At 74.3% G+C, this 24218-nt stretch carries 18 protein-coding genes and 1 tRNA gene; 4 read left to right on the top strand and 15 right to left on the bottom strand.

The features are described 5' to 3' along the window. Positions 1-37: 37 nt before the first annotated feature. The 4 genes from AMPC_RS10475 to AMPC_RS10490 all read left to right on the top strand — a co-directional run bounded on the left by AMPC_RS10475 (position 38) and on the right by AMPC_RS10490 (position 11252). Positions 38-7327 carry a DUF1349 domain-containing protein gene (locus AMPC_RS10475; protein ID WP_248346242.1) on the top strand — a complete coding sequence of 2430 codons (7290 nt, stop codon included), beginning with the start codon at positions 38-40 and terminating at the stop codon, positions 7325-7327. Next, positions 7320-8639 carry a cytochrome c biogenesis protein ResB gene (locus AMPC_RS10480; protein WP_248346244.1) on the top strand — a complete coding sequence of 440 codons (1320 nt, stop codon included), beginning with the start codon at positions 7320-7322 and terminating at the stop codon, positions 8637-8639. The genes AMPC_RS10475 and AMPC_RS10480 overlap by 8 nt, the downstream gene beginning before the upstream one ends. 2 nt (positions 8640-8641) lie before the next feature. Continuing rightward, positions 8642-9463, top strand: coding sequence for a cytochrome c biogenesis protein (locus AMPC_RS10485; RefSeq protein WP_248346300.1), 822 nt, complete (start codon positions 8642-8644; stop codon positions 9461-9463). Positions 9464-9530: 67 nt separating this feature from the next. After that, positions 9531-11252: a DUF6311 domain-containing protein gene (locus tag AMPC_RS10490; RefSeq protein ID WP_248346245.1), complete on the top strand. Its 1722-nt coding sequence runs from the start codon at positions 9531-9533 to the stop codon at positions 11250-11252. A gap of 129 nt (positions 11253-11381) precedes the next feature. Here AMPC_RS10490 and AMPC_RS10495 read toward each other — a convergent pair whose 3' ends face one another. The 15 genes from AMPC_RS10495 to hisD all read right to left on the bottom strand — a co-directional run bounded on the left by AMPC_RS10495 (position 11382) and on the right by hisD (position 24197). Further along, complete coding sequence (locus AMPC_RS10495) at positions 11382-12140, bottom strand: ribonuclease HI family protein (protein WP_248346247.1); 759 nt, start codon at positions 12138-12140, stop codon at positions 11382-11384. A 2-nt stretch (positions 12141-12142) separates the two neighbouring features. Next, the gene (locus AMPC_RS10500; RefSeq protein ID WP_248346249.1) at positions 12143-12877 is read right to left on the bottom strand and encodes a zinc ribbon domain-containing protein; all 735 of its coding nucleotides are present in this window, start codon (positions 12875-12877) and stop codon (positions 12143-12145) included. A 41-nt stretch (positions 12878-12918) separates the two neighbouring features. Then, positions 12919-12990: transfer RNA gene (locus AMPC_RS10505), tRNA-Ile, on the bottom strand. A gap of 42 nt (positions 12991-13032) precedes the next feature. Beyond that, positions 13033-15465 (bottom strand): RNA polymerase sigma factor RpoD, encoded by a 2433-nt coding sequence (gene rpoD, locus AMPC_RS10510; RefSeq protein ID WP_449658161.1) that lies wholly within the window; start codon positions 15463-15465, stop codon positions 13033-13035. 98 nt (positions 15466-15563) lie between these two features. Continuing rightward, on the bottom strand, positions 15564-17450 hold the full coding sequence (gene dnaG, locus AMPC_RS10515) for a DNA primase (protein WP_248346252.1): 1887 nt from the start codon (positions 17448-17450) through the stop codon (positions 15564-15566). A 22-nt stretch (positions 17451-17472) separates the two neighbouring features. Further along, complete coding sequence (locus AMPC_RS10520; RefSeq protein WP_248346254.1) at positions 17473-17931, bottom strand: GatB/YqeY domain-containing protein; 459 nt, start codon at positions 17929-17931, stop codon at positions 17473-17475. A gap of 17 nt (positions 17932-17948) precedes the next feature. Further along, positions 17949-18143 (bottom strand): 30S ribosomal protein S21, encoded by a 195-nt coding sequence (gene rpsU, locus AMPC_RS10525; protein WP_248346255.1) that lies wholly within the window; start codon positions 18141-18143, stop codon positions 17949-17951. A 114-nt stretch (positions 18144-18257) separates the two neighbouring features. Continuing rightward, positions 18258-18608: a phosphoribosyl-ATP diphosphatase gene (gene hisE / locus AMPC_RS10530; protein WP_248346256.1), complete on the bottom strand. Its 351-nt coding sequence runs from the start codon at positions 18606-18608 to the stop codon at positions 18258-18260. A 16-nt stretch (positions 18609-18624) separates the two neighbouring features. Then, entirely contained in the window at positions 18625-18945 is a 321-nt protein-coding gene (gene hisI, locus AMPC_RS10535; protein ID WP_248346257.1) for a phosphoribosyl-AMP cyclohydrolase, read from the bottom strand. Further along, positions 18939-19700 (bottom strand): imidazole glycerol phosphate synthase subunit HisF, encoded by a 762-nt coding sequence (gene hisF, locus AMPC_RS10540; protein ID WP_248346260.1) that lies wholly within the window; start codon positions 19698-19700, stop codon positions 18939-18941. Before hisF ends, hisI begins: the two co-directional genes overlap by 7 nt. Further along, positions 19701-20420, bottom strand: coding sequence for a 1-(5-phosphoribosyl)-5-[(5-phosphoribosylamino)methylideneamino]imidazole-4-carboxamide isomerase (hisA, locus tag AMPC_RS10545; RefSeq protein ID WP_248346261.1), 720 nt, complete (start codon positions 20418-20420; stop codon positions 19701-19703). A gap of 6 nt (positions 20421-20426) precedes the next feature. Beyond that, positions 20427-21029, bottom strand: coding sequence for an imidazole glycerol phosphate synthase subunit HisH (gene hisH / locus AMPC_RS10550; protein WP_248340447.1), 603 nt, complete (start codon positions 21027-21029; stop codon positions 20427-20429). Next, on the bottom strand, positions 21026-21649 hold the full coding sequence (gene hisB, locus AMPC_RS10555) for an imidazoleglycerol-phosphate dehydratase HisB (protein WP_248340449.1): 624 nt from the start codon (positions 21647-21649) through the stop codon (positions 21026-21028). Before hisB ends, hisH begins: the two co-directional genes overlap by 4 nt. Further along, entirely contained in the window at positions 21616-22692 is a 1077-nt protein-coding gene (locus tag AMPC_RS10560) for a pyridoxal phosphate-dependent aminotransferase (RefSeq protein ID WP_248340451.1), read from the bottom strand. The genes hisB and AMPC_RS10560 overlap by 34 nt, the downstream gene beginning before the upstream one ends. Then, positions 22689-24197 carry a histidinol dehydrogenase gene (gene hisD, locus AMPC_RS10565; RefSeq protein ID WP_248340453.1) on the bottom strand — a complete coding sequence of 503 codons (1509 nt, stop codon included), beginning with the start codon at positions 24195-24197 and terminating at the stop codon, positions 22689-22691. Before hisD ends, AMPC_RS10560 begins: the two co-directional genes overlap by 4 nt. Positions 24198-24218 lie beyond the last annotated feature (21 nt).

Consider the following 24218-nt stretch of genomic DNA (forward strand, 5'->3'; position numbering starts at 1 on the left):
AACCTTGCTTTGGCATCCTCCCCCTGGGGGGAACGCATTGCAAACGGTCGAGCGGACTCGAGGCGAATCGGAGCGGAACGGTCGGCAGGCGCGGCGCTCGCCGGGGCCGGGCCGCGCCCGCCGCGGCGCTGCGGGCCGGGCCCCGCGCGTCCTGCTCGCGCTCCTGCTGGCCACCGCTCCGGTCGCCGGGCGCGCCGCGAACACCACGCTCCTCGGCGACTACCTCGGCTCCGAGGCGACCAGCGTTGCCCAGGCCTGCCCGGCCAGCCCGCTCGCCGACGTGGACCACTTCAGCCTCGCGACCTCGCTGGGGACCGACTCGGTCACCTCGGTCACGCTCACGCTCACCGGGACGGGCGGGATCCAGCGCGTGGACGTCACCAGCGACGACGGCCTGACCACCTACGGCCAGCTCGCGTCGCCGGGGACCTCGGCCACGGTCTCGCTCACCACGCCCATCCCGGTCACCATCACGCCGACCCAGTACCGGGTGAAGGTGCTGCCCAAGGGCTACGGCATCACCGCGAGCTACAGCGTCACCGCCCGCGTGAGCAGCCTCGTCGCCACCAACGCGGTCAGCGGCACCGACGCGGGCAGCGGCACGGTGGTCGTGGACGGCGCGCCGCCCGACTACGTCTCCGGGGCCCAGCTCACGACCTCTGGGCAGCAGGCGAGCTTCTCCTGGACCAACCCCACCACCGACTTCGACCACGTGGTGGTGCTCCGCAGTGGGGCCGGGAAGAGCGTCCAGAACTACCAGCTCACGAGCGGCACCACCTACACCGCCGGGACCCAGGTCGGCACCGACACCGTCCTCTACGTCGGGACGCTCACCTCCTTCACCGACACCCTCAACGCACAGTACACCTACGGCATCGCGACCGCCGATCGCTGCAACAACTACAAGTACGCGACCCTCCTGACTCCCGCCTACGTCACCGTCGGCGAGTTCTACAACCTCGAGCCGGGCAACAACCGGGTCTGCCCCGGCGCGGCGGCCCTCAGCGCCGACATGTTCACGATGGGGGCCACGAACTACACCGCCAACGGCTACGCGGTGACCGCCGTGACGGTCGCCCTCACCAACCCGCAGGCGGTGCAGAGCGTCCGCATCGTCATGAGCGGCACGGTGCTCGGCCAGCTCGCCAACCCGGGGAGCACGGCCGTCATCCCCCTGAGCCCGCCGATCCAGGCCAACAGCACCTTCGGCATCTACAACGTGCAGATCGCGCCCGCGCCCTACGCCTCGCTCACGAGCGGCCAGGCGTATCCGGTCACGGCCAAGGTCATCGGCGTCACCACCTCGATCCCGATCCTCGTCAACGACTCCAACCCGAGCGCCGTGATCACGGTGGACTGGAGCACCCCGACGGCGGTGTCCGGCCTGACCGGCGCCGCCTCGGCCCCGAGGATGATCCACCTCGCCTGGACCAACCCCTCGGGCACCCTGCCCCCGCCCAACTTCGGCGGGGTGGTGGTGCTCCGGAGCCAGCCGGGCGCCGCGATCCAGACCACCGCGCTCGCCGACGGCGCGACCTACGCCGCAGGCTCGCAGGTCGGCGCCGACACCGTCGTCTACACCGGCACGGGAACCGCGCTCGACGACGTGGTGACGGGCGGGCTCACGTACCAGTACGCGGTCTTCAGCGTGAACCCCTGCTCCGGGACCGGCACCAAGTACTCGGCGCCGGTCCTCGCGGGCCCGATCACGGCCACGGTGCCGAGCCACTTCCTCGCCGGCGGGGCGGCGGTGAACGAGGGCGTGGACGGCACCGTCACCACCTTCCTCCAGGCGGCGGCGCCGACGAGCGCGGGGGCGTGGAGCGGGTGGACCGCCACCGCCGGCCCCTTCGTGCCGGTGGCGCGCTTCTACGGCCCCACCTACGCGGATCAGCGGCTCGTCGCCGCCAACGCCACCGCGTCGCTCTGGCTCACCAGCTCGAACCCCTCCCCTGCCGACCCGGAGTGCGGGGGCCCCTTCCCCGCCGACAGCTTCCGGGCCGACCTGCTCGACCACGATCCGGACGGCCCGGCCGGGAACGGGACGCTCATCGGCTCGGGGACCGTCACGAGCCCCGGCGGCACCGCCGCGCTCGTCCCGGTCGCCTTCGCCAACGCGCCCTACACCATCGCGCCGGGCCACCGGCTCGTCCTCCAGCTCAACTACTCGGCCTCCACCGCCGACAGCTACTGCAGCTCCAACGGGCTCGTCTACGGCAGCCCCGCGATGTCGAGCGGCGTCGCGATCTCCGACGCCGTGACCTGCACGCCCTCGAGCGCGCTCGCCATGCCGGCCGGCCAGGGCGCCGGCGGCGTGTCGCTCGATCCGGCCGCGCTCGTCACCGCGACCGGGGTGAGCGGGCTCCGCTTCCGGGTGGGGCTCGCGCCGAGCGACGGGTTCGCCGCCCTCGATCCGAAGTGGACCAGCACCAACATCGGCTCGGGCGTCACGGCCGGCGCCGCGCTCACCGCGAGCGGCGGGCAGCTGCGCGTGCAGAGCCCGAACGGCACCGGCGCCTTCGGGACCACCGACTACTTCCGGTTCGTCTCGCAGCCCGTCGCCCTGAGCGGCGACTTCACGGTGGACGTCCGGGTGGACGAGATCGACGGCTCGGCCAGCAGCCCGCGCGCCGGCCTCATGGTCCGGCAGGACCTCTCGGCGACGGCCGTCAACGCGGCCCTGTTCGTGGCGCCGGGCGCAGGGGCGGTGTTCCAGGCCCGGAGCACGACCGGCGGCGCCACCGCTTCGACCACCGTCGCGGGGGTCACGCCGGCCGCGTGGATCCGGCTCAGCCGCGCCGGCGGCACGCTCACCGGCTACTACTCGAGCGACGGCGTGTCGTGGACCCAGGCCGGCTCGCAGGCCGTCTCGCTCACCGGCACCTTCTACGTCGGCGTGGCGGTCGGCGCCGGGTCCTTCGTCTACCCGTACACCGCCTCCTTCTCGCGCTTCCTCCTGACCCAGCCCTACGTCCCGAGCGACTGGTCCACCGGCACCTACGCGACGGCGGCCTGGCCGCGCGGCACCTACTGGCTCCTCGCCCAGGGCACGACCAACTGCGGGAACCCCCTCCCGCCGGTGATGGGCGCGTTCCACTTCTCGGTCGGGACCACCACGCTCGGCGATCACCTCGCCTCGGAGCCGCCCGACGTCCCGCAGGCCTGCCCCGCGCCCGGCGCCAGCGGCGCCACCTACGACGCCGACGCCTTCACCCTCTCGACCTCCGTCTTCACCGACAGCGTCACCGCGCTCACGCTGGCGCTCACCGGCACCCCCTCGGCCGCCCAGTCCATCCTGGTCACGAGCGACGACGGCGCGACCGTCTACGGCCAGGTGACCCCGTCGAGCCTCACGCCGACCGTGGCGCTCGCGACGCCGATCCCGGTGACCACCACGCCGCGCCAGTTCCGGCTCAAGATCCTGCCGGCCGCCTACGCCGCCCTGGCCTCGGGGCAGAGCTACCCGCTCACCGCCCGGGTGACGACGCTCACGTCGAACAACGACGTCGCCGGCGCCGACGCCAGCGGCGCCACGGTGACGGTGGACCGCGCGCCGCCGACGCCCCCCGCGTCGTGGAGCGCCGCCGCGACCGCCACCCCGAACCAGATCGCGCTCTCCTGGCAGAACCCCGCGACCGACTTCACCCGGGCGGTGATCCTGCGCAGCGCCGGGGGCGCGAGCGTGCAGACCACCCGCCTCACCGACGGGACGAGCTACGTGATGGGCGGCACGCTCGGCACCGACACGGCCGCCTACGTCGGCGCGGCGCAGGCCTACTCGGACCAGGCGCAGGGCGGGCTCGCCTACCGCTACCTCGCCTTCTTCGGCGACGCCTGCGGCAACTACTCCGCCGGCGTGCCGGCCGGCCCGGCCACGCCGGTGGTCCCGCCCTACGCGACGACGGTGGGGGCGCTCACGGCCACGCCCGGCTTCTGCTCCCAGGTGAGCCTGTCGGCCGCCTTCAGCGGCGACGGCGACCTCGACAACGCGGCCACTTTCGCCCGCGGCAGCTCGCCCTTCGGGCCGTTCACCCCGGCCTCCTGCGCCTCGGCCCCGTCGCGTGGGCTCACCACCTGGTCGTGCGTGGACGACAGCCCGACCACCGGAGGGCTCTGGTACTACCAGGTCACCTTCACCGACGGCGACGGCGTGAACGGCCAGAGCACCGCCCTCACCGGACCGGTCGTCGTCTCGGCCTGCGCCGACGGCACGGGCGCGCTCACGGTGATCCCCCTCGGGGCGACCCCCGACGTGGCGGCGGCCCCGCCCGGCTCGGTCAACGTCACCGCCGGCAAGTTCCGCCTGAACGTGGCCAACGGCTCGGTGCAGGTGACCGGCATCACCCTCGCCAACACCGCCGCCAAGGCGGCCCCGCCGGGCGAGCTCCAGTCGGTGAGCCTCTACGAGGACCTGGGCACGACGCCGGGGGCCTGGGACGCGGGCGACGCCAAGGTCGCCACCGCCGTCTACGACCCCGGCCGGATGGCCTGGGTCCTGCCCGGCTTCGCCGTGACCGCGGGGAACCACGACTACGTCCTCACGGTGGCGGTGACCCTCGGCGCCGACCCCACCGCCGGCGAGCAGTTCCGGCCGTCATTCGGCACCGCGGACGTGAGCGTCATCTCCGGCGCCCGCATCCTCAACACCGCGACGGTGACCGGCGGCACGGTCACGATCGCCGGGGCGCTCGCCGGCGCGGCGGTGGGCGACCCCACCCCGCAGAGCCTCGTCCCGATGGTCTCGATCCTGAACCCCGGGCACGCCGCCACCGTGAGCACGGACGCGAGCAGCCGGATCCGGGTGCAGGTGCAGGTCTACGACCCGAGCGGCAGCGGGGTCTCGAGCGTGAAGCTCTCGCGCGCCGCCGGCGCGAGCGGCACCTTCACCGACACGCTCGCCCCCAACGCGGCCTACGCGTCGGTGGCCGGCGCGAAGGCGGGCGTGTACCAGGCGGACCTCGCGTTCACGCCGGGCGCGTACGTGCTGCAGGCCCAGGCGGTGAGCGCGAGCGGCAACACCGGCTACTCGTCCCCGGCGGTGATCACGGTGAACGCGAAGCGGACCGGGGACGGCAACCTCCTCGCCCGCGCCAACTCGAGCCAGCTCTGCGTGGATTGCCACAACGTCAAGACCCACTCGAGCCAGAGCACCGCCGACCCGGCGACCGGCCTCTCCAAGTACGGCTCCTGGTCCACCACCTGCCGCGACTGCCACACCCCGCACAACACCCACAACGCCCAGCTCCTGCGCGAGAGCATCGTGCCGCCCTCGTACGGCGGCTACGTGCCCGCCAAGACCGTGGTGTTCCAGGACCGGATCACCGGCGACTCGGGCGCCACCTCCACCGCGGTCTCCTTCGTGACGAGCAACGCGAGCCTCGTCGCGGCCCGGACCACCGGGCCGTGCCAGGCCTGCCACACGCGCACCGCGAGCCCGGCCGGCGTGGCGCGCTGGCGCGGTGCGGGCAACCAGGACCCGGCCCACTACGCCGGGACCGACACCACCGCCTGCACCGGCTGTCACTCCCACCAGAACGGCTTCCGCGGGCGCGAGGCCCAGGGCGGCGAGTCCTGCGCGAAGTGCCACGGCGCCAAGCTCGCGGGGATGCAGGCCGGGGCGCGCGCCTCGGCCCACGCCCTCGGCGCGGCGGGCGCGAGCGACGCGCCGCAGGACAACGCCACCGCCTGGGGTAATCCCCTCGCGGCCAACGCGCCGGCCGCGCGCTCCTGCGTGGACATGTGCCACCCGGACCACGTCCACAACGATCCCTCGGCCTGGCCGGCGGCCGTCCACGCGAGCAATCTCCACCGGTCGCCCCTGACGGCGGCCTCGCGCGCGCTCACCCGCGACACCACTCCGTCGAGCGCCACCTACGGGCAGGCCACCGCGGCGAGCGGCGCCGGCGTGCTGCGCGCCGACCACGTGCCGGGTCAGGTCCAGGGCTGCATGGCCTGCCACCAGAACCCGGTGGACGCGAGCCGGCCCTACATCGACGCGACCCGCTACGATCTCTCGGCCCACAACACCACCTCGGCGGGCGGGACGGCGTGGGAGTACGTGATGCACGACGACGCCCCCGGGGCGACGCCGAGCGTGAGCTCGCGGCTGCAGCGCAACTGCACCAAGTGCCACGCCGGCCGCCAGAGCGAGGGGCAGACGCCGAGCTGGAGCGTGCAGGGCAACGGGCCGGTCCAGGGGCCGCACTGGTCCGACAATCCGGCCCTGCTCGCGGGGGCCCTCGCGCCCGCGGGCGATCCGACGCGGAACGTCTGCTACAACTGCCACGGCGGCGGGACCGGCGCCGGCAAGGACTTCTCGGGCAAGAACGTGGCCCAGGCGGTGGCCCGCGGGGCCGCCGGCGCGCGCCACCCGGTGGACGCGGTCTCGCAGCACTCGACCGCCGTGGAGTCGGCCGCGACGTACGGGACGCGGCTCGGGGGCGCTCCCCGCCACGCCGGCTGCGCCGACTGCCACGACGCCCACCAGGCCCGGTCGGGCGCGCACACCACCGGCAGCCCCCTCGCCGGCCCCACGCTGCAGGGCGCCTACGGCGCGACGCTGTCCACCTACCCGCCGGGCTGGAACCCGCCGGCGAGCCCGTCCTACTGGACCGCCGGCCGCCTCCAGGCGGGCGTCGACCTCGAGGCGGCGCTCTGCTTCAAGTGCCACTCGGCCTGGTACTGGGGCAGCGGCACGCCGCCCACCTCGCCCGACCTCGGCGCCGCGGCGACCGACCAGGCGCGCGAGTTCAACCCGAACAACCTCTCGTTCCACCCGGTGCTCTCCGACTGCTCGAAGAACATCGGCCGCATCGACCCGCGGAACCTCCTCGGGAGCTGGAACAAGACGGCCAACGTCAACCGGATGACCTGCACCGACTGCCACGCCTCCGACTCGACGAGCGACCCCGCCGGCCCGCACGGCGCCGGCTCGCGCTTCCTGCTCAAGGGTCCCAACACCGCCTGGGACGCCAGCGTGAACTGGGCGGGCAACTACGGCAAGACCGGCAGCCAGGGCATCTTCTGCTTCAACTGCCACGACCCGAGCTTCGCCTACACCCGCAACCCGATGCACACCGACACCGGCTTCGAGTACCACGGCGGGATGCCCTGCCAGACCTGCCACGCCGCGGTGCCGCACGGCGGGCCCCAGGTCGGGCTGCTGGTGGCGGGGGCGGGCAGCGGCGCGGCGACGTGGGCCGGCGACTACGACGGCTCGCCGACGTACGCCGCCAGCCAGTGGCTGTACATCGCCGGCTACCCGGGAGCGGGGAACACCTGGCAGCAGGGCAACTGCGGCTGCGGCGGGCCAAGCCACAGTGAGTGACGGCGAGCCCGGACCGGTCGGCCGGCGGAGCCGGCTCGGCCGACTGAAGCGCGCGCTGCGCACGCCCGCCATCATCCTCGCGGAGGTGCTCGGGCTCGCGGCCGCCGGCGCTCTGCTCGCGACCGTGCCCCAGGCCGGCGCGGGCGGGGAGCTCGAGGCGGGGCCGCTCGGGACGCCGCTCCGGCTGCTCGGCGCCGACCGGGTGCTGCGCACGCCCTGGTTCGCGGGGCTCGTCCTCGCCACCGCGGCGTCGCTCCTCGTCATCGTCTGGGATCAGTGGCGGCAGCTCCTGCGCACCTGGCGCGCGCCGCCGTCCCTCTACCGGCTGCGCGGAGCCCACTACCGCCGCGAGCTCGAGCGCCCCGCCACGCCCGGCGGGCCGCCGCCGCCCGTCGTGCGCCGCGAGCACCGGCTCGGGCTCGCCGGCTCGCCGCTGCTGCACCTCGGGCTCTTGCTGGTGGTGCTGGCGGGCCTGCTCCGCGCCACCCTGGCGCGCGAGGCCCTGGTGGACCTCGTGGAGGGGCAGCCGCTCGACCCCGCGCCGTCGGCCTACGGGCTGCAGCGCGGTGGGCTCCTGGCGAGCCCCTTCGCACTGCCGGAGCGGCTCCGGATCGAGCGCTTCCACCTGGAGCGGTACCCGAGCGGCGCGCTCAGCGCGCTCTCCGTGGACGTGCGGCTCGGCGCCGAGCAGCGGCCGGCGCGCGTCGCCATCAACGCCCCGCTGGAGCTGGGCTTCGACCGGCTCTACGTCACGCAGACGATGGGGCCGGCGGCGTTCCTGGTCCTGTCCCGGCCCGGCGCGGCGCCGGTCCGGGCGGCGATGTTCCTCCGCGAGGAGCGTCCGGGCGGCAGGCGCCTCCTCTCGGAGCACGGCTTCCCCGGCGGGACGACGCTGCGGGTCGAGACCCTCCCGGCCGCGGCCGGCACCGGAGCTGGGGCCCGCCGGGCGCTGTGGGTCACCGCGCTCCGGGGCGGGGCGCCGGCCGGCGCGGCGGCGCTCGCGCCCGGGGAGGCCCTCGACCTGCCGGGGGGCGAGCAGGTGCGGCTGCTCGAGGTGCGCCGCTGGATCCGGTTCGCCGGCGCGCGCGACCCGTTCACCGCGCTCGCCTACCTGGGGTTCGTGCTCGTGGTCGCCGGCGCGGCGCTGCTCTTCTTCCTCGTCGAGGTGGAGTGGGCGGTGGTCCCGGAGCCGGGAGATCGGCCCGAGGTGGAGCGGGTGACGGTGCTGCTCCGGGCGCGGCGCTTCGCGCCCCTGCAGCGGGAGCGGTTCGAGCGGCTGGTCGAGGCGGCGGGGCGAGGGGGCGAGGGGTGACGATGGCGTGGGACGGGTTCCGGACGCAGGTGGTGCTGCAGTGGGGCGCGGTAGCCTGCGACGTCGCGGCCGCGGCCCTCTTCACGAGCGCGGCGCTCTTCGCCCGCCCGGCGCGGGCGCGCTGGGCGCGGTGGTGCGCGGCGCTGGGGCTCGCGCCGCACGGCGTCGCGATCGCGCTGCGCTGGCTCGAGGTGGGGCACGGCCCCTACATGATGAAGTACGAGGTGCTCACCTCGATCTCCTTCACCGCCGTCGCCCTGCTGCTCGTCTTCCTGTGGCGCCGGCCGGACTGGAGCGCGCTCGCGGTGGTGGTGATGCCGGTCGCGATCCTGCTGCTCGGGCTCGGCCTCTTCGCCCACCCCGCCGCGCGGGACCTCCCGCCGACGCTGCGCTCGGCCTGGCTCGTCTTCCACGTCATCTTCGCGAAGCTGTCGGCGGGGGCCTTCATCCTCTCCCTCGCCACCGCGATCTGCCTGCTGCGCCAGGAGCGCCGGCCGAGCCCGCGCATCCCCCCGGCCGACGCGCTCGACGCCTACACGGTCCGGTTCGTCGGCTTCGGGTTCGTGTTCTGGAGCGTCACCATCGCCGCCGGGGCCATCTGGGCCAACCAGTCCTGGGGCCGGTACTGGGGCTGGGATCCCATCGAGACCTGGTCGCTCGTGAGCTGGCTCGTCTACGCGGCCTACCTCCACGCGCGGCTCTTCTTCCGGATGGCGCGCGCAGCCGCGGCGTGGCTCGCCATCGCCTGCTTCGCCCTCTTCATCCTCACCTTCCTGGTGCTCACCTTCGTCGTGCCGTCGCTCCACTCGGCCTACCTGCAGTGACCGCGCCCGCGGTTGACTGACCGCGCCCGCGGTTGACTTCCCGGCGCGGGCCGCGGAAGAAGGAGACATGCCTCCCCGCTGGGGTCGTCGCGCCCCGGAGCTCGCCGCGGCCGCCGCCGGACTCGCCCTCTTCCTCTGCCTCGGTGGCGGGGCGGTGATCCGGCCCGGGAACGTGGCGTGGATGGGCGCGGGCGACTGGGCCTCGCACCTCCTCGGCTGGCTCCACTTCCGCAACGCCGCCTGGGCGCTGCCGCTCGGGCGCATCGACGGCGAGCTCTACCCGGTCGGCACCACCGTCGGCTTCACCGACTCGATCCCGCTCCTGGCGATCCCGCTCAAGCTCGCCTCGCCGCTCCTGCCCGGCACCTTCCAGTACTTCGGCGCCTGGCTCGCCCTCTGCTTCGCCCTGCAGGGCTGGGCCGGCGCCCGGCTCACCGCCGTCCTCTCGGATCGCCCGCTGCACCGGGCCCTGGGCGGCGCCCTCTTCGCCCTCGCGCCGCCGCTCGCGGCCCGCGCGGTGCTCTTCCGGCACCCCAGCCTCTGCGCCACCTGGCTCCTGGTGGGGCTCCTCGCGCTCGCCCTCGCGCCGGCCGCCGCCGCGCCGGGTCCGGCGCGGCGGGCCCTCGGCGCGCTCGGGCTCGTGCTCCTCGCCGCCGCGATCCACCCGACGCTCTGCGCCCTGGCGCTCGGCCTCGCGCTGGCGCTGCTCGCCCGGAGCGCGCTCGAGGGCGCCCTCTCCTGGACCCGCGCCGCCGCCTGGAGCGCGGCCGTCGCCGCGCTCGCCGCGGCGCTCCTGGCGCTCCTCGGGTACGCCGGCGGCACCCCCTCCGGCGCCGCCGGGTTCGGCGAGTTCTCGGCCGACCTGCTCTGGCCCCTGAACGGCTTCGGCGCCTCCCGCCTGCTCCCGGCCCTGCCCGCCGGGCCGGGTCAGTACGAGGGGATGGGCGCCCCCGGCCTCGGCGCGCTCGCGGCGGGCGCGGCCGGGCTCGCGCTCCTCGCCGCCCAGCGCCGGCTCCGGCCCGCCCCCGGGCGGCTGCGGGCGCTCTCGCCGCTGCTCGGGGTCAGCCTCGCCTGCGCCGCCTTCGCGCTCGCCACCCCGATCACGCTCGCCGGCCGGCCGCTCCTCTCCCTCGACGCGATCTACGCGCGGCTCGGGCCGCTCACCGGCGCCTTCCGCGCCTCGGGCCGGTTCGTCTGGCCGCTGTCGCTCCTCCTCACCGCCGGCGCCCTCGCGGCGCTGCTCGCCGCGCTCCGGGATCGGCCCCGCCTCGCCACCGCCGCGCTCGCGGGCGCGGTGGCGCTCCAGGCGGCGGACCTCTCGGCCCTCCCCGCCCGCGACCTCTTCCCGGCGCGGGCCTGGCGGCTCGCGTCGCCGGCGTGGGAGGCGGCGCGCGGCGTCCGCCACGTGGCGATGCTGCCGCCGGAGATCAAGAACGGCGGGCCGTCCTGCAACGGCGACTACGCCTGGGACGACTACGTGCCGCTCTCCGAGCTCGCCTACCGGCTCGGCGCCACCTTCAACAGCGGCTGGACGGCGCGGCTCGACGCCGGGGCCTCGGAGGCGGCCTGCCGCGCGCTCCTGGCCGAGGCGCTCGCCGGCGCGCTCCGCCCCGACACCCTCTACGTGCTCCACCCGCGCATGCGCCGCCACCTGCCGCCCGGCAGCGCCCGGTGCGGCGAGGTGGAGGGCCACACGGTCTGCGTGGCGCCGGGGACCGCCGGCCCCCTGGCGACGCTCGCGGCGGCCTGGACGCCCTTCCCGGATCCGTCGCGCCTGGACGGGAGGTAGTGCGGCTCAACAGGGCGCGCCAGCGCCGAGCGAGAACGGCGCACGAGGAGCGCGCAGCGCAGGCGTACTTCTTGGTACGCCGAGCAGCGAAAGCGACGAGTCCGCCGTTCGCAGCCGGCGATCGCGCGCCTAGAGGCGCTCGTCGATGGCGCGGTTGGACATCTCGTCCGCCGCCGCGTTCTGCTCGCGCGGGATGTGGCGGACGCTCACCTGCGGGAACGCGGCGAGGAGCGCCTTGGCCTCGGCGTGGAGCGGGGCGAGGTGCTCGGCCTTGACGGCGTAGGTGCCGTCGAGCTGGCGGACGAGGAGCTCCGAGTCGGCGAGGACCTCGAGCTCCTTGATGCCCATGGCCCGGGCGCGCTTGAGCCCGAGGATGAGCCCCATGTACTCGGCGACGTTGTTGGTGCTCTCGCCGAGGAACTTGCCCACCTTGGCGACGATGTGGCCGGCCGGGTTGACGATGACCGCGCCCGCGCCGGCAGGGCCGGGGTTGCCGCGGGCCGCGCCGTCGGTGAAGAGGCGCGTGCACGGCGGCGGGGCGGCCGCCTCGGTGGCGGCCCGCTCCCGCTCCTCGGCGGCGGCGGCGGCGCGGGCCTTCTTCTTCTGCTCGCGCTCCGCCTTCGACTCGTTCATCGCCGCCTCGAGCTCCTCGGCGGAGGCGCGCGCGGCCTTCTCGACCTCGCTCGCCTTGCGGACCTTCATCGCGCCGGACTTCCCGCCGGAGGCCGGGGCCTGGGCGGCCTCGGCCTCCTCGATGCGGTCGGCGGCGGCGGCGAGGAACTTGCCGAGGGTGTCCCGGTCCCAGCCCTTGTAGCGGGCGAGGGTGCGCGGGAGCTCCTCGTTGGCCGCGATGAACCGGAGCAGCTCGGCGAGGACCTGCTTCGCCACGGCTAGGCCGGGTCGGGCGCCGGCGGGTTGACCGCGGCGGCCGAGTAGATGATGCGGTTGCAGCTCGGGCAGGTCTCGACCGAGTCGGCCCGCTGCAGCACGATGGAGAGCTGCGGCGGGATGTTCCGGTTGCACCCGGTGCACGTCGCGCCCACCACCGGCGAGACCGCGATCCCGGCGCGGCGGCGCCGGATGTTCTCGTAGCGGGAGAGGAGCGAGGCGTCCACGCGGGTCACCGCCTCGGCGCGGCGGGCGTCGAGCTCGCCCAGGCGGCGGGTCATCTCGGCCTCCGCCTGCTCGAGCCCCTGCCGGTCGCTCTGGGTCGCCATCTCGCGCTCGGAGAGCTCCTCGGCGCGCTGGTCCACCGCGGCGCGGAGGGTGCCCGCGGCCGCCGCGAGCGTCTTCAGCTGCTCCGACTGGGTCTCGTTGGTCTTCTTGGCGATGTCGATCTCGCGCGAGAGGGCGGCGTACTCGCGCGGCGTCTTGATCTCGCCGAGCCGGCCCTCCCACTTCTTCACCTTGTCGCGCTCCATGGCGAGCAGCGACTCGACCTGGCGGCGCTCCCGCTCGTTGTCCTCCAGGCGCCCCTTCTCGGCCTCGTAGGCGCGCTGCGCCTCCGACACCTTGGCCTCCAGCTCGGCGCGGCGGGCCGGCAGGCCCTCCGCCTCGGCGCGGACGGCGTTCATCTCGAGATCGATCTGCTGCAGCTCTTCCAGCGCTTTCAGCTTCTCACGCAACGACAAAGCGACTTCCTCCTAGGTATCCCCGCCACGAAATGTAGGCCCACCAGGATTCGAACCTGGATCGGATCGGTTATGAGCCGACGGCTCTGCCGTTGAGCTATGGGCCCGCCTCGGCGGGAGAGCCCGCATCATACACGGCCGGCCGCCGGCTAGCTCTCCACGAAGCTCTTGAGCCGCTTCGAGCGGCTCGGGTGACGCAGCTTGCGCAGCGCCTTGGCCTCGATCTGCCGGATGCGCTCGCGCGTCACCTCGAAGTCCTGCCCGACCTCCTCGAGGGTGTGGTCGGACTTCTCGCCGATGCCGAAGCGCATGCGGAGGACCTTCTCCTCGCGCGGCGTCAGGGTGGCGAGCACCTTCCTGGTCTGCTCGGCCAGGTTCATGTTGATGACCGCGTCGGAGGGCGAGACGATCGCCTTGTCCTCGATGAAGTCGCCGAGGTGGCTGTCCTCCTCCTCGCCGATGGGGGTCTCGAGCGAGATCGGCTCCTTCGCGATCTTGAGGACCTTGCGGACCTTGTCGAGCGGGAGCTCCATCTTCTCCGCGATCTCCTCCGGGGTCGGCTCGCGGCCCAGCTCCTGCACCAGGTAGCGGCTGGTGCGGATGAGCTTGTTGATGGTCTCGATCATGTGCACCGGGATGCGGATGGTGCGGGCCTGGTCGGCGATGGCGCGGGTGATGGCCTGCCGGATCCACCAGGTGGCGTAGGTCGAGAACTTGTAGCCGCGCTTGTACTCGAACTTGTCCACGGCCTTCATGAGGCCGATGTTGCCCTCCTGGATCAGGTCGAGGAACTGCAGGCCGCGGTTGGTGTACTTCTTCGCGATCGAGACCACGAGGCGCAGGTTGGCCTCCACGAGCTCGGTCTTGGCCCGCTCGGCCTTCTGCTCGCCGCCGCTGATGGCCATGTAGCTGCGGCGCAGGTCCTCCACCTTCACGGTGGCGGTCGAGCCGGGCACCTGGGCCTCCTCCTCCACGCGCAGGATCTTGCGCAGGGCGGTGCGGACGGTCCGGTCGATGTCCTCCATCTCCTCCGGCTTGAGCCCGAGCTTCTTCGCGAGCTTGCGGCGGGCGGCGTCGTCGTTGCGCGCCTCGCGCAGCGCCTTCTTGAGCTCCTTGAGCGGGATGCCGCTGCGCCGCTCGCTGTCGAGCAGCTCGCGCTCGCTCTCCTCGACGCGCTTGATGAGCGCCTTCAGCTTGAGGACGATCCGGTCGATCTGCTTCTTCGAGAGCTGGATCGCCTCGAGGTGCTCGAACATCTGCGCCTTGATGGCGTTGACGTCGCCGCGCAGCTCCTTGCGCTTCGGGTCGGAGAGCTTCTTCGGGCCGCGGAGGGTCTCCTCGATCTTCTCGATGTCGGCCCGGAGCTTCTTGATCCGGTCGATGTGCTTGAGGACGTGCTCGACCTTCCGCTCCTCCTCGCGGGGGATGCGCGGGGCGGCCTCCGCCCCCGGCTCGGCCGGCGCCTCGCCCTCGGCGGGCTCGCCCTCCGCGAGCTCCTCCTCGACCTCGGCCTCCTCCTCCTGCTCCGCGGCGTTCTCGTCGCCGGCGTCCTTGATGATCTCGCGGACGCGGATCTTGCCCTTCCGGAGCCGCTCGCCCAGGTCGAGGATCTCGCGGATGGCGATGGAGCTGCCGAGCACCGCGGCGAGGACCTCCTTCTCGCCCTCCTCGATGCGCTTGGCGATCTCGACCTCGCCCTCGCGGGTCAGGAGGGAGACCGACCCCATCTTGCGCAGGTACATGCGCACCGGGTCGTTGGACTTCCCGTAGCCGGGGTCCTCCTCCTCCTTCTTCTCCTCCTCCTCCTCCTCGGTCTTCGCCTCCGGCTCGGGCGGCTTGTCCGGGAGCTTCATCTTCTTGGCGTCGTCCACCACCTCGATGTCGTGCTCGCCGAACATCGACATGACGTCGTCGATCTGCTCGGAGCTGACGACGTCGGGCAGCGCGTCGTTCACCTCGTCGTAGGTGATGAAGCCCTTCTCGCGGCCCCGGTCCATGAGGGCCTTGAACTCGGCCCGCTCGGAGAGCTCGCCGCCGTCCTCCACCTCGTCGTCGTCCACGACGACGTCGAGCGACTCGTCCTCGTCGTCCTCGTCGGCGACCTCGGCGGTCGCCGGGGCCTTGCGGAGCTTCGGCTCGGCCGACTTGGCGTGGGCCGCGGCGGGGCGCTTCTCCTCGCCGTCGAGGTGGCGGGCGGCCTCCTTCTCCTTGGCGTGGGCCTTCGGCTCGGCGGCGTGCTTCTCGGCCTTCGCCTCGACGTGCTTCGGCTCGGCCTTGGCCTTCGCGGGCGCCTTGGCCTTCGCCTCGTGGCCCTTCGCCTCGTGCGCCTTCGCCTCGTGCGCCTTCGCCTCGTGGCCCTTGGCCTCGTGCGCCCGGGCGGCGGGCTTGTGGGCGTGCGCCTTGTCGGCCGCCTTGTGACCGTCGTGGGCCTTGTGCTTGCCCGGCTGTCCCTCGCCGCGGGCGCGGATGGCGGGCCCCCGGGCGACGACCTTCTCGGGCTTGGCCTTGGCCTTCGTGACGTGCTTCTCCGGCGCCTTCTTCGTGGCGCTCTTCTTGGCGGCGTGGGGCTTCGACGTCGTCATGTGGCTGGGGTCCTCCGCCTTCTCGCGAACGGCAGTAGTAACGGGGTCGCGGCGGGTGAGCCCGCCCAACTTCCCAAGAATGCTTCGGAACGCGCCTTTCATCCTCGCTCCAGGGCGGACAGGCGCTTCTTCATGTCCTTGAGCCGGGCGGCGAGCTCGAGCCCTTCCGAGACCAGCTCCGCCGGCGAGGGGGAGCCGGCGCGGGCCACCTGGGCCTGGGCCTCGAGCAGGCGTCGCTCGAGCTGCGCCACCTTGGACTTCACCACCGCCCGGCGGAGCTCGCGCTCGGCCGCCGCCGCCTCGGGGCGGGCCGGGCCGAGCAGCTGGCGCACCCGGTTGAGCTGGGAGGGCGAGAGCAGCCCCTCGAGCCGCGCCGGCGCCTGCTCGCCCCGCAGGTCGCCGCGGACGAGCGCCCGGACCACCTCGGCCGGCCCGGGCGGCAGCAGATCGGCGAGCGCCTCCTCGTCGGCGACGCCGGCGAGGTCGGGGAACGAGGCGAGGAGGCCGAGGGCGTCCACCGCCGGCGTGGTGAGCACCCGGGCGCCGGGGCGGCGCGGCGGCTCCGGAGGAGGGAGGACCGGGCGCGACGGCGCCTCGCTCGTCGCGTGGGGCGCGGGGGCGGCGGCGGCGGCCGGGGCGGGCCGCCCGCGGCCGGACTGGGCCGGTCGCTCCACCTCGGCGGCGAGGAGGCCGGGGTCGATGGCGAGCCGCTTCGCGGCCCGCTCCTCGAACACCGAGCGCCCCAGGCCGGCCGGCATGGCGGCGAAGAACGGGCGGAGCTCGCGGACCGCGGCGAGCTTCTGCTCCACCGCGGCGTCGGCGCCGGCCCCGCCGCAGTGGGCGGCCACGGCGCGGTCGATGAGGAAGTCGGTGAGGGGCGTCGCCTGCGCCAGCAGCGCCTCCACGCCCTGGCGGCCGTTGGCGCGGGCGAACTCGTCGGGGTCGACCTTCCCGCGCTCGGCGGGGAGCACGGCCACCTTCCCCGACAGGCCCGAGGGCAGGATGGCCTGGGCCGCCTTGGCCGGCGCGGCGGCGCCCGCGGCGTCGCCGTCGAAGAGCGCCACCACCTCGCGGCAGTCGCAGCGGGCGAGCAGCTCGAGGTGCTCGGGCGTGAGCGCGGTGCCGCACACGGCGACGGCGTTCTTGACGCCCACCTGGTGCAGCCCGATCACGTCGAAGTAGCCCTCCACGAGTACGGCGCTCCGGGTCTTGCGGATGGCCTCGCGCGCGAGGTCGATCCCGTAGAGGACCCTGCTCTTCTTGTAGACCGGCGACTCGGGCGAGTTGATGTACTTCGCCAGCCGGTCGCCGTCCTGGCCCGGCAGCACCCGGCCGCCGAACCCGATCACCTCTCCGTCCAGGCCGGCGATGGGGAACATGAGCCGTCCCCGGAACCGGTCGTACGTCCTCCCCCCGTCCCGCTCGGCCACCAGGCCGGCGAGCTTCAGCGCCCCCTCGCCCACTCCCTTCGAAACCATCCGCGGCGTGAGATCGTTCCAGCCGCCCGCGGCGACGCCGAGCCGGAAGGCCCGGACCATCTCCTCGGACGTGCCGCGCGCCTCGAGGTACCGCCGCGCCGCCGCGCCGTGCTCGCTCGCGAGCCTGGCGGCGAAGTAGCGCGCCGACGCGTCGCAGGCGAGCAGCGCCTCCTTGCGCTCCCGCCGCCGCTCCCGCTGCTCCGCCCCGTCCTCCTCGCGGTCGGGGATCTCGACTCCCACCTCCGCCGCGAGCTGTCGCACCACCTCCGGGAACTCCTTGCCCTGCAGCTTCTGCAGGAACTTGAAGACGTCGCCCGCCTCCCCGCACCCGTAGCACTTGAAGTGCTTGTCCTCCGGGTAGACGTTGAAGCTCGGCGTCCGCTCCCCGTGGAAGGGACAGCACCCCTTCCACGTCCTTCCCGACCTCTTCAGCTCGACCGAGCGGCCGATCACCGCCACCGCGTCCACGCGTGCGCGGATCTCCTCGATGACGGCGTCCGGGATCATCCGGGCTCGGGCGTGACCTCCGCTACTTCCCGGCGAGCTTCTGCTTCACGAGGTCGCTCACCGCCTTCCCCTCGGCCCGGCCCTGCACCTCGGGGAGGAGCGCCTTCATGACCGCGCCCATGTCCTTCGGGCCCTTGGCGCCGGTCGCGGCGATGGCGGCATCGACCTTCTGGGCCAGCTCCTCCGGCGTGAGCTGCTGGGGGAGGTAGGCCTGGAGGATCACGATCTCGGCGTCCTCCTTGTCGGCGAGGTCGGCGCGGTTGCCGGCCCGGTACTGCTCCACCGAGTCGCGGCGCCGCTTGATCTCGGAGGCGATCACCTGCAGCACGCCGGCGTCGTCGAGCGACGCGCCGGCGCCGCCCACCTCGATCTCGCGGTACTTGATGGCGCTCTTCAGCATGCGCAGGACGCTCTTGCGGAGCTCGTCCTTCGCCTGCATGGCCGTCTTGAGATCCGCGTCCAGCTGCTGCTTGAGCGCCACGGCGCCCTCTCTTCCGGCTAGTAGGACTTGCGCGCCTTCTTCATCGCCCGCTTCTTCGCCGCGAGCGCCTTCTTCTTGCGCTTCACGCTGGGCTTCTCGTAGTGCTCGCGCTTGCGGATCTCCGAGAGGATGCCGGCCTTCTCGCACTGCTTCTTGAAACGCTTCATGGCGTTCTCGAAGGACTCGCCATCCTTGACTCGCACTCCGGTCATTCAGTTTCCTCGCTCGGCGGTGATGGGCTGCAAAAGGCAAGGAGCCGGGCGGGAAGCGCCCGGCTCTCGTTGGGTGGACAGACGCGCCCGTTTAACGGACAAGGGCCCGCCCTGTCAAGGGTTCTTCCCCCCGGCAGAGGGGCCGCTCGCACCCGGAGAGGCGGGGGCGTGGCGCCGCTCCAGGATCGCGTAGACCTCGGACGGCGTCACGTCGGCCGACGCGAGGAGCACGAACAGGTGGTAGAGCAGGTCGGCGGCCTCGTGGGCGAGGTGGTCCTTGGAGTCCTTCCCGTCGACGAGCCCCTGGTGGGCCTCGTTGACCTCGTAGGCCTCCTCCGCGATCTTCCGCCGGATCTTGGCGGGGTTGGCGAGCAGCTGCCGGGTGTAGCTCGTCCCCGCGCCATCGTCGGCCTTGCGCGACTCGATGGTGGCCCAGAGCTTCGCCAGGAATCGTTCGTCTGCCATGTCGGGGTCTCTCCGTTCAGGAAAAGCAGCTGCGGCTGCCGGTGTGGCAGGCCGGTCCGGTCTGCCGCACGAGGTAGAGGACGGCGTCGGCGTCGCAGTCCACCTTCACCGCGACGACCTCCTGCAGGTGGCCGCTCGTGGCCCCCTTCTTCCACAGCTCGCGGCGGCTGCGCGACCAGTAGTGCGCATAACCGGTGGCGACGGTGGCGTCGAGCGCCTCGCGGCTGGCCCAGGCGAGCATGAGGACGGTGCCGTCCTCCTCCTGGGCGATCACCGGGACGAGGCCGCGCTCGTCGTACTTGAGGCCGTCGAGAACGCCGGGGGCGAGCGTCAGCACGGCCGCACCTCGATGCCGCGGGCGGCGAGGAAGGCCTTCACCTCGCCCACGGTCCGCTCGCCGTCGTGGAAGATGCTGGCGGCGAGCGCGGCGTCGGCGATCTCCAGCCCGGCCGCGACGTCCTCGAGCGACCCGGCCCCGCCCGAGGCGATGACCGGGATGCTCACCGCGCCGGTGACCGCCCGCAGGAGCTCGAGGTCGTAGCCCTTGCGCGTGCCGTCGCGGTCCATGCTGGTGAGCAGGATCTCGCCGGCCCCGCGCCGCGCCACCTCGCGCGCCCAGGCCACGCCCTCGAGGCCGGTCGGCTTCGTGCCCCCGGCCACGTAGACCTCCCACTCGGGCGCGGGGCCCGGCCGGCGCTTCACGTCGATGGCCACCACCAGCGCCTGGGCCCCGGCCACGGCCGAGAGCCGGTCCACGAGGCCGGGATCGGCCACCGCCGCCGAGTTGACCGACACCTTGTCGGCCCCGGCGCGGAGCAGCGCCACCATGTCGGCCTCGCTGCGCACGCCGCCGCCCACGGTGAGCGGGGCGAAGACGCACTTCGCGGTGCGCTCGACGAGGTCGATGAGCGTGCCGCGAGCCTCGCGGGTGGCGGCGATGTCGAGGTAGCAGATCTCGTCGGCGCCCTGGGCGTCGTAGCGCGAGGCCTGCTCCACCGGGTCGCCGGCGTCGCGCAGGTTCTCGAAGTGGATCCCCTTCACCACGCGCCCGTCCTTCACGTCGAGGCAGGGGATGATCCGCCGGGCCGGCATCTAGGTCGTCTCCCCGGAGAGGCGCAGCGCGTCGGCGAGCTCGAGCCGCCGCTCGTACAGCGCCTTCCCGATTATCACGCCGGCGAGGCCGGCCTCCACGCAGGCGCGCACGTCGTCGAGGCTCGCCACGCCGCCCGACGCCACCACCGGCACCCCGGCGTCGCGCTGCAGCGCCGCCGCGCCGGCGGCGTCCACCCCGGTGAACATGCCGTCGCGGGCGACGTCGGTGTACTCGACGAGCGACACCCCGGCGTCGCGCACCCGCTTCGCGACCTCCACCGCCTGGAGCCCGCTCCCCGACTCCCAGCCCTGCACCGCCACCTCGCCCCCCTTGGCGTCGATGGCGGCGTAGACGCGGCCCGGGAAGGCCCGGCAGGCCTGCTGCACCAGCTCGAGCCGCGACACCGCCGCGGTGCCGACGACGGCCGCCCGGGCCCCGGCGGCGAGCACCGCCTCGATGGCCTCGAGGCTGCGCAGCCCGCCGCCCACCTCCACCTCGACCTCCACGGCGGCGATGGCCTTCACGGCGGCGGTGTTGACCGGCCGCCCGGCCCGGGCGCCGTCGAGGTCCACCACGTGGATGCGCCGGGCGCCGGCCTTGCGGAAGCCTTCGGCCACCTCGGCCGGATCGGCGGAGTAGACGGTCTGGGTGTCGAAGTCGCCCTTCTGGAGCCGCACCACGCGGCCGCCCATCAGGTCGATGGCGGGGAGCACGATCATGGATCCCTACAGGCGCACGAAGCGCTCGAGGAGCGCGAGCCCGACCTTCTGGCTCTTCTCGGGGTGGAACTGGACGGCGAAGACGTTGCCCCGCGCCAGGGCGGCGCAGTAGTCGCGGCCGTGGGTGGCGAGGAGCGCGGTGCCCTCCGCCCCGGCGGGCGCCGCGTAGGAGTGGGCGAAGTAGACGTACTGCCCGTCGAGCGGGCGGAAGAGCGGGTGGCAGGCCGCCGTGGCCCGCACCGGGCTCCAGCCGATGTGCGGCAGCTTCACCGTGTCGGGGAGCCGGTCGATGGTGCCCGGGATGAGCCCGAGGCCGCTCGCGCCCCCGGCCTCGACGCCGCGCTCGAACAGGATCTGGAGCCCGACGCAGATGCCGAGGAGCTTCGCCCCGCGCTCCACCGAGGCGAGGAGCGCCCCGGCGACGCCGCTGTTCCGCATCGCCTCGGCGCAGGCCGGCATGGCGCCCTGGCCCGGCACCACGATGCGATCGGCGCTCCCCACCACCTCGGGGTCGCGGGTGACCACCACCTCGGCCCCGACCGCCCGCAGCGCGTTCTCGACCGAGCGCAGGTTCCCGGCGCCGTAGTCGACGAGGGCGATCGGGCTCACAGCGTCCCCTTGGTGGACGGGAGCCCGCCGGCCTGCGGCGCGGTGGCGGCGCGGAGCGCCCGGGCCGTCGCCTTGAAGATCGCCTCGACGATGTGGTGCAGGTTGCGGCCGTAGCGGACGTTCACGTGCACGCAGATCCGGGCGTGGTTCACGAGCGCCTGGAAGAAGTCGCGCGAGAGGTCCACGTCGAAGTTGCCGATGAACTTCTTGCCGGCGGGCAGGTCGGCGTTCCAGGTGAGGTGCGGGCGGCCGGAGAGGTCCACCACCGCCTCCACCAGCGCCTCGTCGAGCGGGACGACGGCGTGGCCGTAGCGGGCGAGCCCGGTCTTGTCGGCGGTCGCCTCCCGGAGCGCCTCCCCGAGGGCGATGCCCACGTCCTCCACGGTGTGGTGGGCGTCCACGGCGAGGTCGCCCTCGGCCCGGACGCGCAGGGTGAGGCCGCCGTGGCGGGCGATCTGGTCGAGCATGTGGTCGAAGAACGGCACGCCGGTGGCGATCGACGCCTCGCCGGGGGCGAGCGCGAGGGCCACCTCGACGGCGGTCTCCTTGGTGCGGCGGCTCACCGCGCCCTTCCGGGCGGCGGGCTTCACTGGACCGCGGCGCGCAGCGCTTCGAGGCACTGGTCGTTCTCCTCTTCGGTGCCGGCGGTGATCCGCAGGCAGTTCTCGAGCGGCCCGGGCCGCGACAGGTTGCGCACCAGCACGCCCTTCGCGAGCATCCGCTCGTACACCCCGCGGGCGTCCACCGGCGTGCGGACGAGGACGAAGTTGGCGTCGCTCGGGTAGACCACCAGCCCGCCGACCGCTTCGAGCTTCGCGGCGAGGTCCTCGCGCGCCGCCCTCACCCGCGCGATGCGGGCGTCGAGCCGCGCCGGGCTGGCGAGCAGCGCCCGCGCGAGCGCGATCGAGACCGCGTTCACGTTGTAGGGCAGCCGCACCTTGTCGAGCTGCGCGATGAGGTCGCGCGGGCCGACGAGCGCGCCGAGCCGGAGCGCCGCGAAGCCGATCTTGGAGAGCGACTTCATCACGCAGAAGCTCGCGCCCTCGCGCACCCGCGGGAGCTCGGTCCGGCCGGAGAAGTCGGCGTAGGCCTCGTCGGCCACGAGCACGCCGCCGAAGCCCTCGGCGAGCCGCCCCAGGACGGCCGAATCGAAGCGGTTGCCGGTGGGGTTGTTCGGGGTCGCGAAGAGCGCCAGGGCCGGCGCCTCGCGCCGCATCGCCTCGGCGAGGGCCGGCTCGTCGAGCTGGAACCGCCCGTCGAGCGGGACCTTCACGCAGGCCATGCCGCGCGCCAGCGCCGCCGCCTCGAAGGTGCCGAAGGTGGGGGTCGGGAAGAGCGCCTTCGCCGGCCGCCCGTCCCGGCCGGCGCCGAAGGCGGTGTAGAGGATCGAGATGATCTCGTCCGAGCCGTTGCCGAGGATGATCTGGTCGGGCGAGACGCCCCAGCGGGACGCCAGCGCCTCGCGCAGGGGCCGCCCGCTCACCTCGGGGTAGCGGTGCACCAGCACGTCGCCGAGCGCCGCCGCCATGAGCTCCCGGTCCTCGCGCTCGAGCGGGAAGGAGCACTCGTTGGCGTCGAGCCGGACGAGGCCGGGGGTGTACTCGAAGGGCCGGTAGAGCTCGAGCCCGAAGACGGCCTCGCGCAGGTGGTCGCGCCAGCTCATCGGCGGCTCCCGGCGGCCTTGCGGGCCGGCTTGCGCGCGGGGGCCTTCGCCGCGACCCTGGAGGTCGCCTGGCGCGCGGGCGCCTTCGCCGCGACCTTGGGGCTCGCCCGGCGCGGCGCGGCGCCGGCGGCGGCCACCTCGCGGGCGAGCGTCTTCCGCGGCCGGGGCGCCCCGGCCCGCTCCGCCGCGAGGGCGAGGCGGACCCGCACCGCCCGGGCGTGCCCCTCGAGCCCCTCGGCCATGGCGAGGGCGTCGAGCGAGGGCGCCACCTCGGCGAGGGCCTTCGGGGTGAAGGCGAGCACGCTCATGCGGCGGCGGAAGGTGGCCACCGAGAGCGGCGACGCGAAGCGGGCGGTGCCGGCGGTGGGGAGCACGTGCGAGGGTCCGGCGAGGTAGTCGCCCACCGCCTCCGGGGTGCTCGTGCCGCAGAAGACGGCGCCGGCGCGCGAGAGCCGCTTCACCCAGCGCGGCGCGTCGCGCAGGAGGAGCGCCAGGTGCTCGGGGGCGAACTCGTCGGCGAGCCGGACCGCCTCGGCGACGTTCCTCGCCACCACCACCGCGCCGCGTTCGTGGATCGAGCGGCTCGCGATCTCCTGCCGCGGCAGCACGGCGAGCTGCCGGTCCACCTCGGCCAGGGCCTGCCGGGCCAGCCGCTCGGAGGAGGTGACGAGCACCGACACGGCGCGCACGTCGTGCTCGGCCTGGGCGAGGAGGTCGGCCGCGACCTCCTGCGGCGCGGCCGCGCCGTCGGCGACCACCAGGATCTCGCTCGGCCCGGCGATCATGTCGATGTCCACCTTGCCGTAGACCAGCCGCTTCGCCGCCGCGACGTAGGCGTTGCCCGGGCCGCAGATCTTGTCCACCGCGGGGACGGTGGCGGTGCCGTAGGCGAGCGCCGCGACCGCCTGGGCGCCGCCCATCCGGAAGAGGCGCGAGACGCCGGCGACGTGGCAGGCGGCGAGCGTCCAGGCGTCCACCTGCCCGCCCTGGCCGTCCGGGCCGGGCTTGGCGGCGGGCGAGCAGGCGACGACCTCGGCCACGCCGGCGACCTTGGCCGGCACGGCGGTGTGGAGCACGGTGGACGGGTAGCGGGCGGTGCCGCCCGGCACGTAGAGGCCGACGCGCGCCAGCGGGCGCGACTCCTGGCCGAGCGTGGCGCCGATGGCGTCGCGGCGGGAGGGCACGAGGGCGTCGCTCTCGCGGCGGTGGAAGGCCGCCACCCGGTCGGCCGCGAGCTTCAGCGCCTTGCGGGCCGCGGCGGGGAGGCCGTGGAAGGCGCGGGCGAAGTCGGCGGGGCCGAGGGCGAGGTCGGCGGCCGACGAGGGCGCGAAGCCGTCGTAGCGGGCCGTGTACTCGAGCAGGGCCGCGTCGCCGCGCTTGCGGACGTCGTCCACGATGCGGGCGGCGGCCTCGCGGACGGGGGCCTCGTCCTCGTCCGAGCCGCGGGCGCAGAGGCGGGTCCAGCGTTCCTGGAAGTCGGGGTCGCGGGTGCGGAAGATCTGCAACGGAGGGCTCCTCGAAAAGAG

The sequence above is a fragment of the Anaeromyxobacter paludicola genome, from assembly GCF_023169965.1.
GTDB classification, from domain to species: domain Bacteria; phylum Myxococcota; class Myxococcia; order Myxococcales; family Anaeromyxobacteraceae; genus Anaeromyxobacter_B; species Anaeromyxobacter_B paludicola.

Bases quoted from the DNA above. Each gene is read 5' to 3' on its own strand.
- dnaG (WP_248346252.1), bottom strand. From the start codon at position 17,450: ATGATCCCGGACGCCGTCATCGAGGAGATCCGCGCACGCGTGGACGCG.
- AMPC_RS10560 (WP_248340451.1), bottom strand. From the start codon at position 22,692: ATGAGCTGGCGCGACCACCTGCGCGAGGCCGTCTTCGGGCTCGAGCTC.
- AMPC_RS10485 (WP_248346300.1), top strand. From the start codon at position 8,642: ATGGCGTGGGACGGGTTCCGGACGCAGGTGGTGCTGCAGTGGGGCGCG.
- hisE (WP_248346256.1), bottom strand. From the start codon at position 18,608: ATGGCAGACGAACGATTCCTGGCGAAGCTCTGGGCCACCATCGAGTCG.
- hisF (WP_248346260.1), bottom strand. From the start codon at position 19,700: ATGCCGGCCCGGCGGATCATCCCCTGCCTCGACGTGAAGGACGGGCGC.
- rpsU (WP_248346255.1), bottom strand. From the start codon at position 18,143: ATGACCGGAGTGCGAGTCAAGGATGGCGAGTCCTTCGAGAACGCCATG.
- hisA (WP_248346261.1), bottom strand. From the start codon at position 20,420: ATGATCGTGCTCCCCGCCATCGACCTGATGGGCGGCCGCGTGGTGCGG.
- AMPC_RS10490 (WP_248346245.1), top strand. From the start codon at position 9,531: ATGCCTCCCCGCTGGGGTCGTCGCGCCCCGGAGCTCGCCGCGGCCGCC.
- rpoD (WP_449658161.1), bottom strand. From the start codon at position 15,465: ATGACGACGTCGAAGCCCCACGCCGCCAAGAAGAGCGCCACGAAGAAG.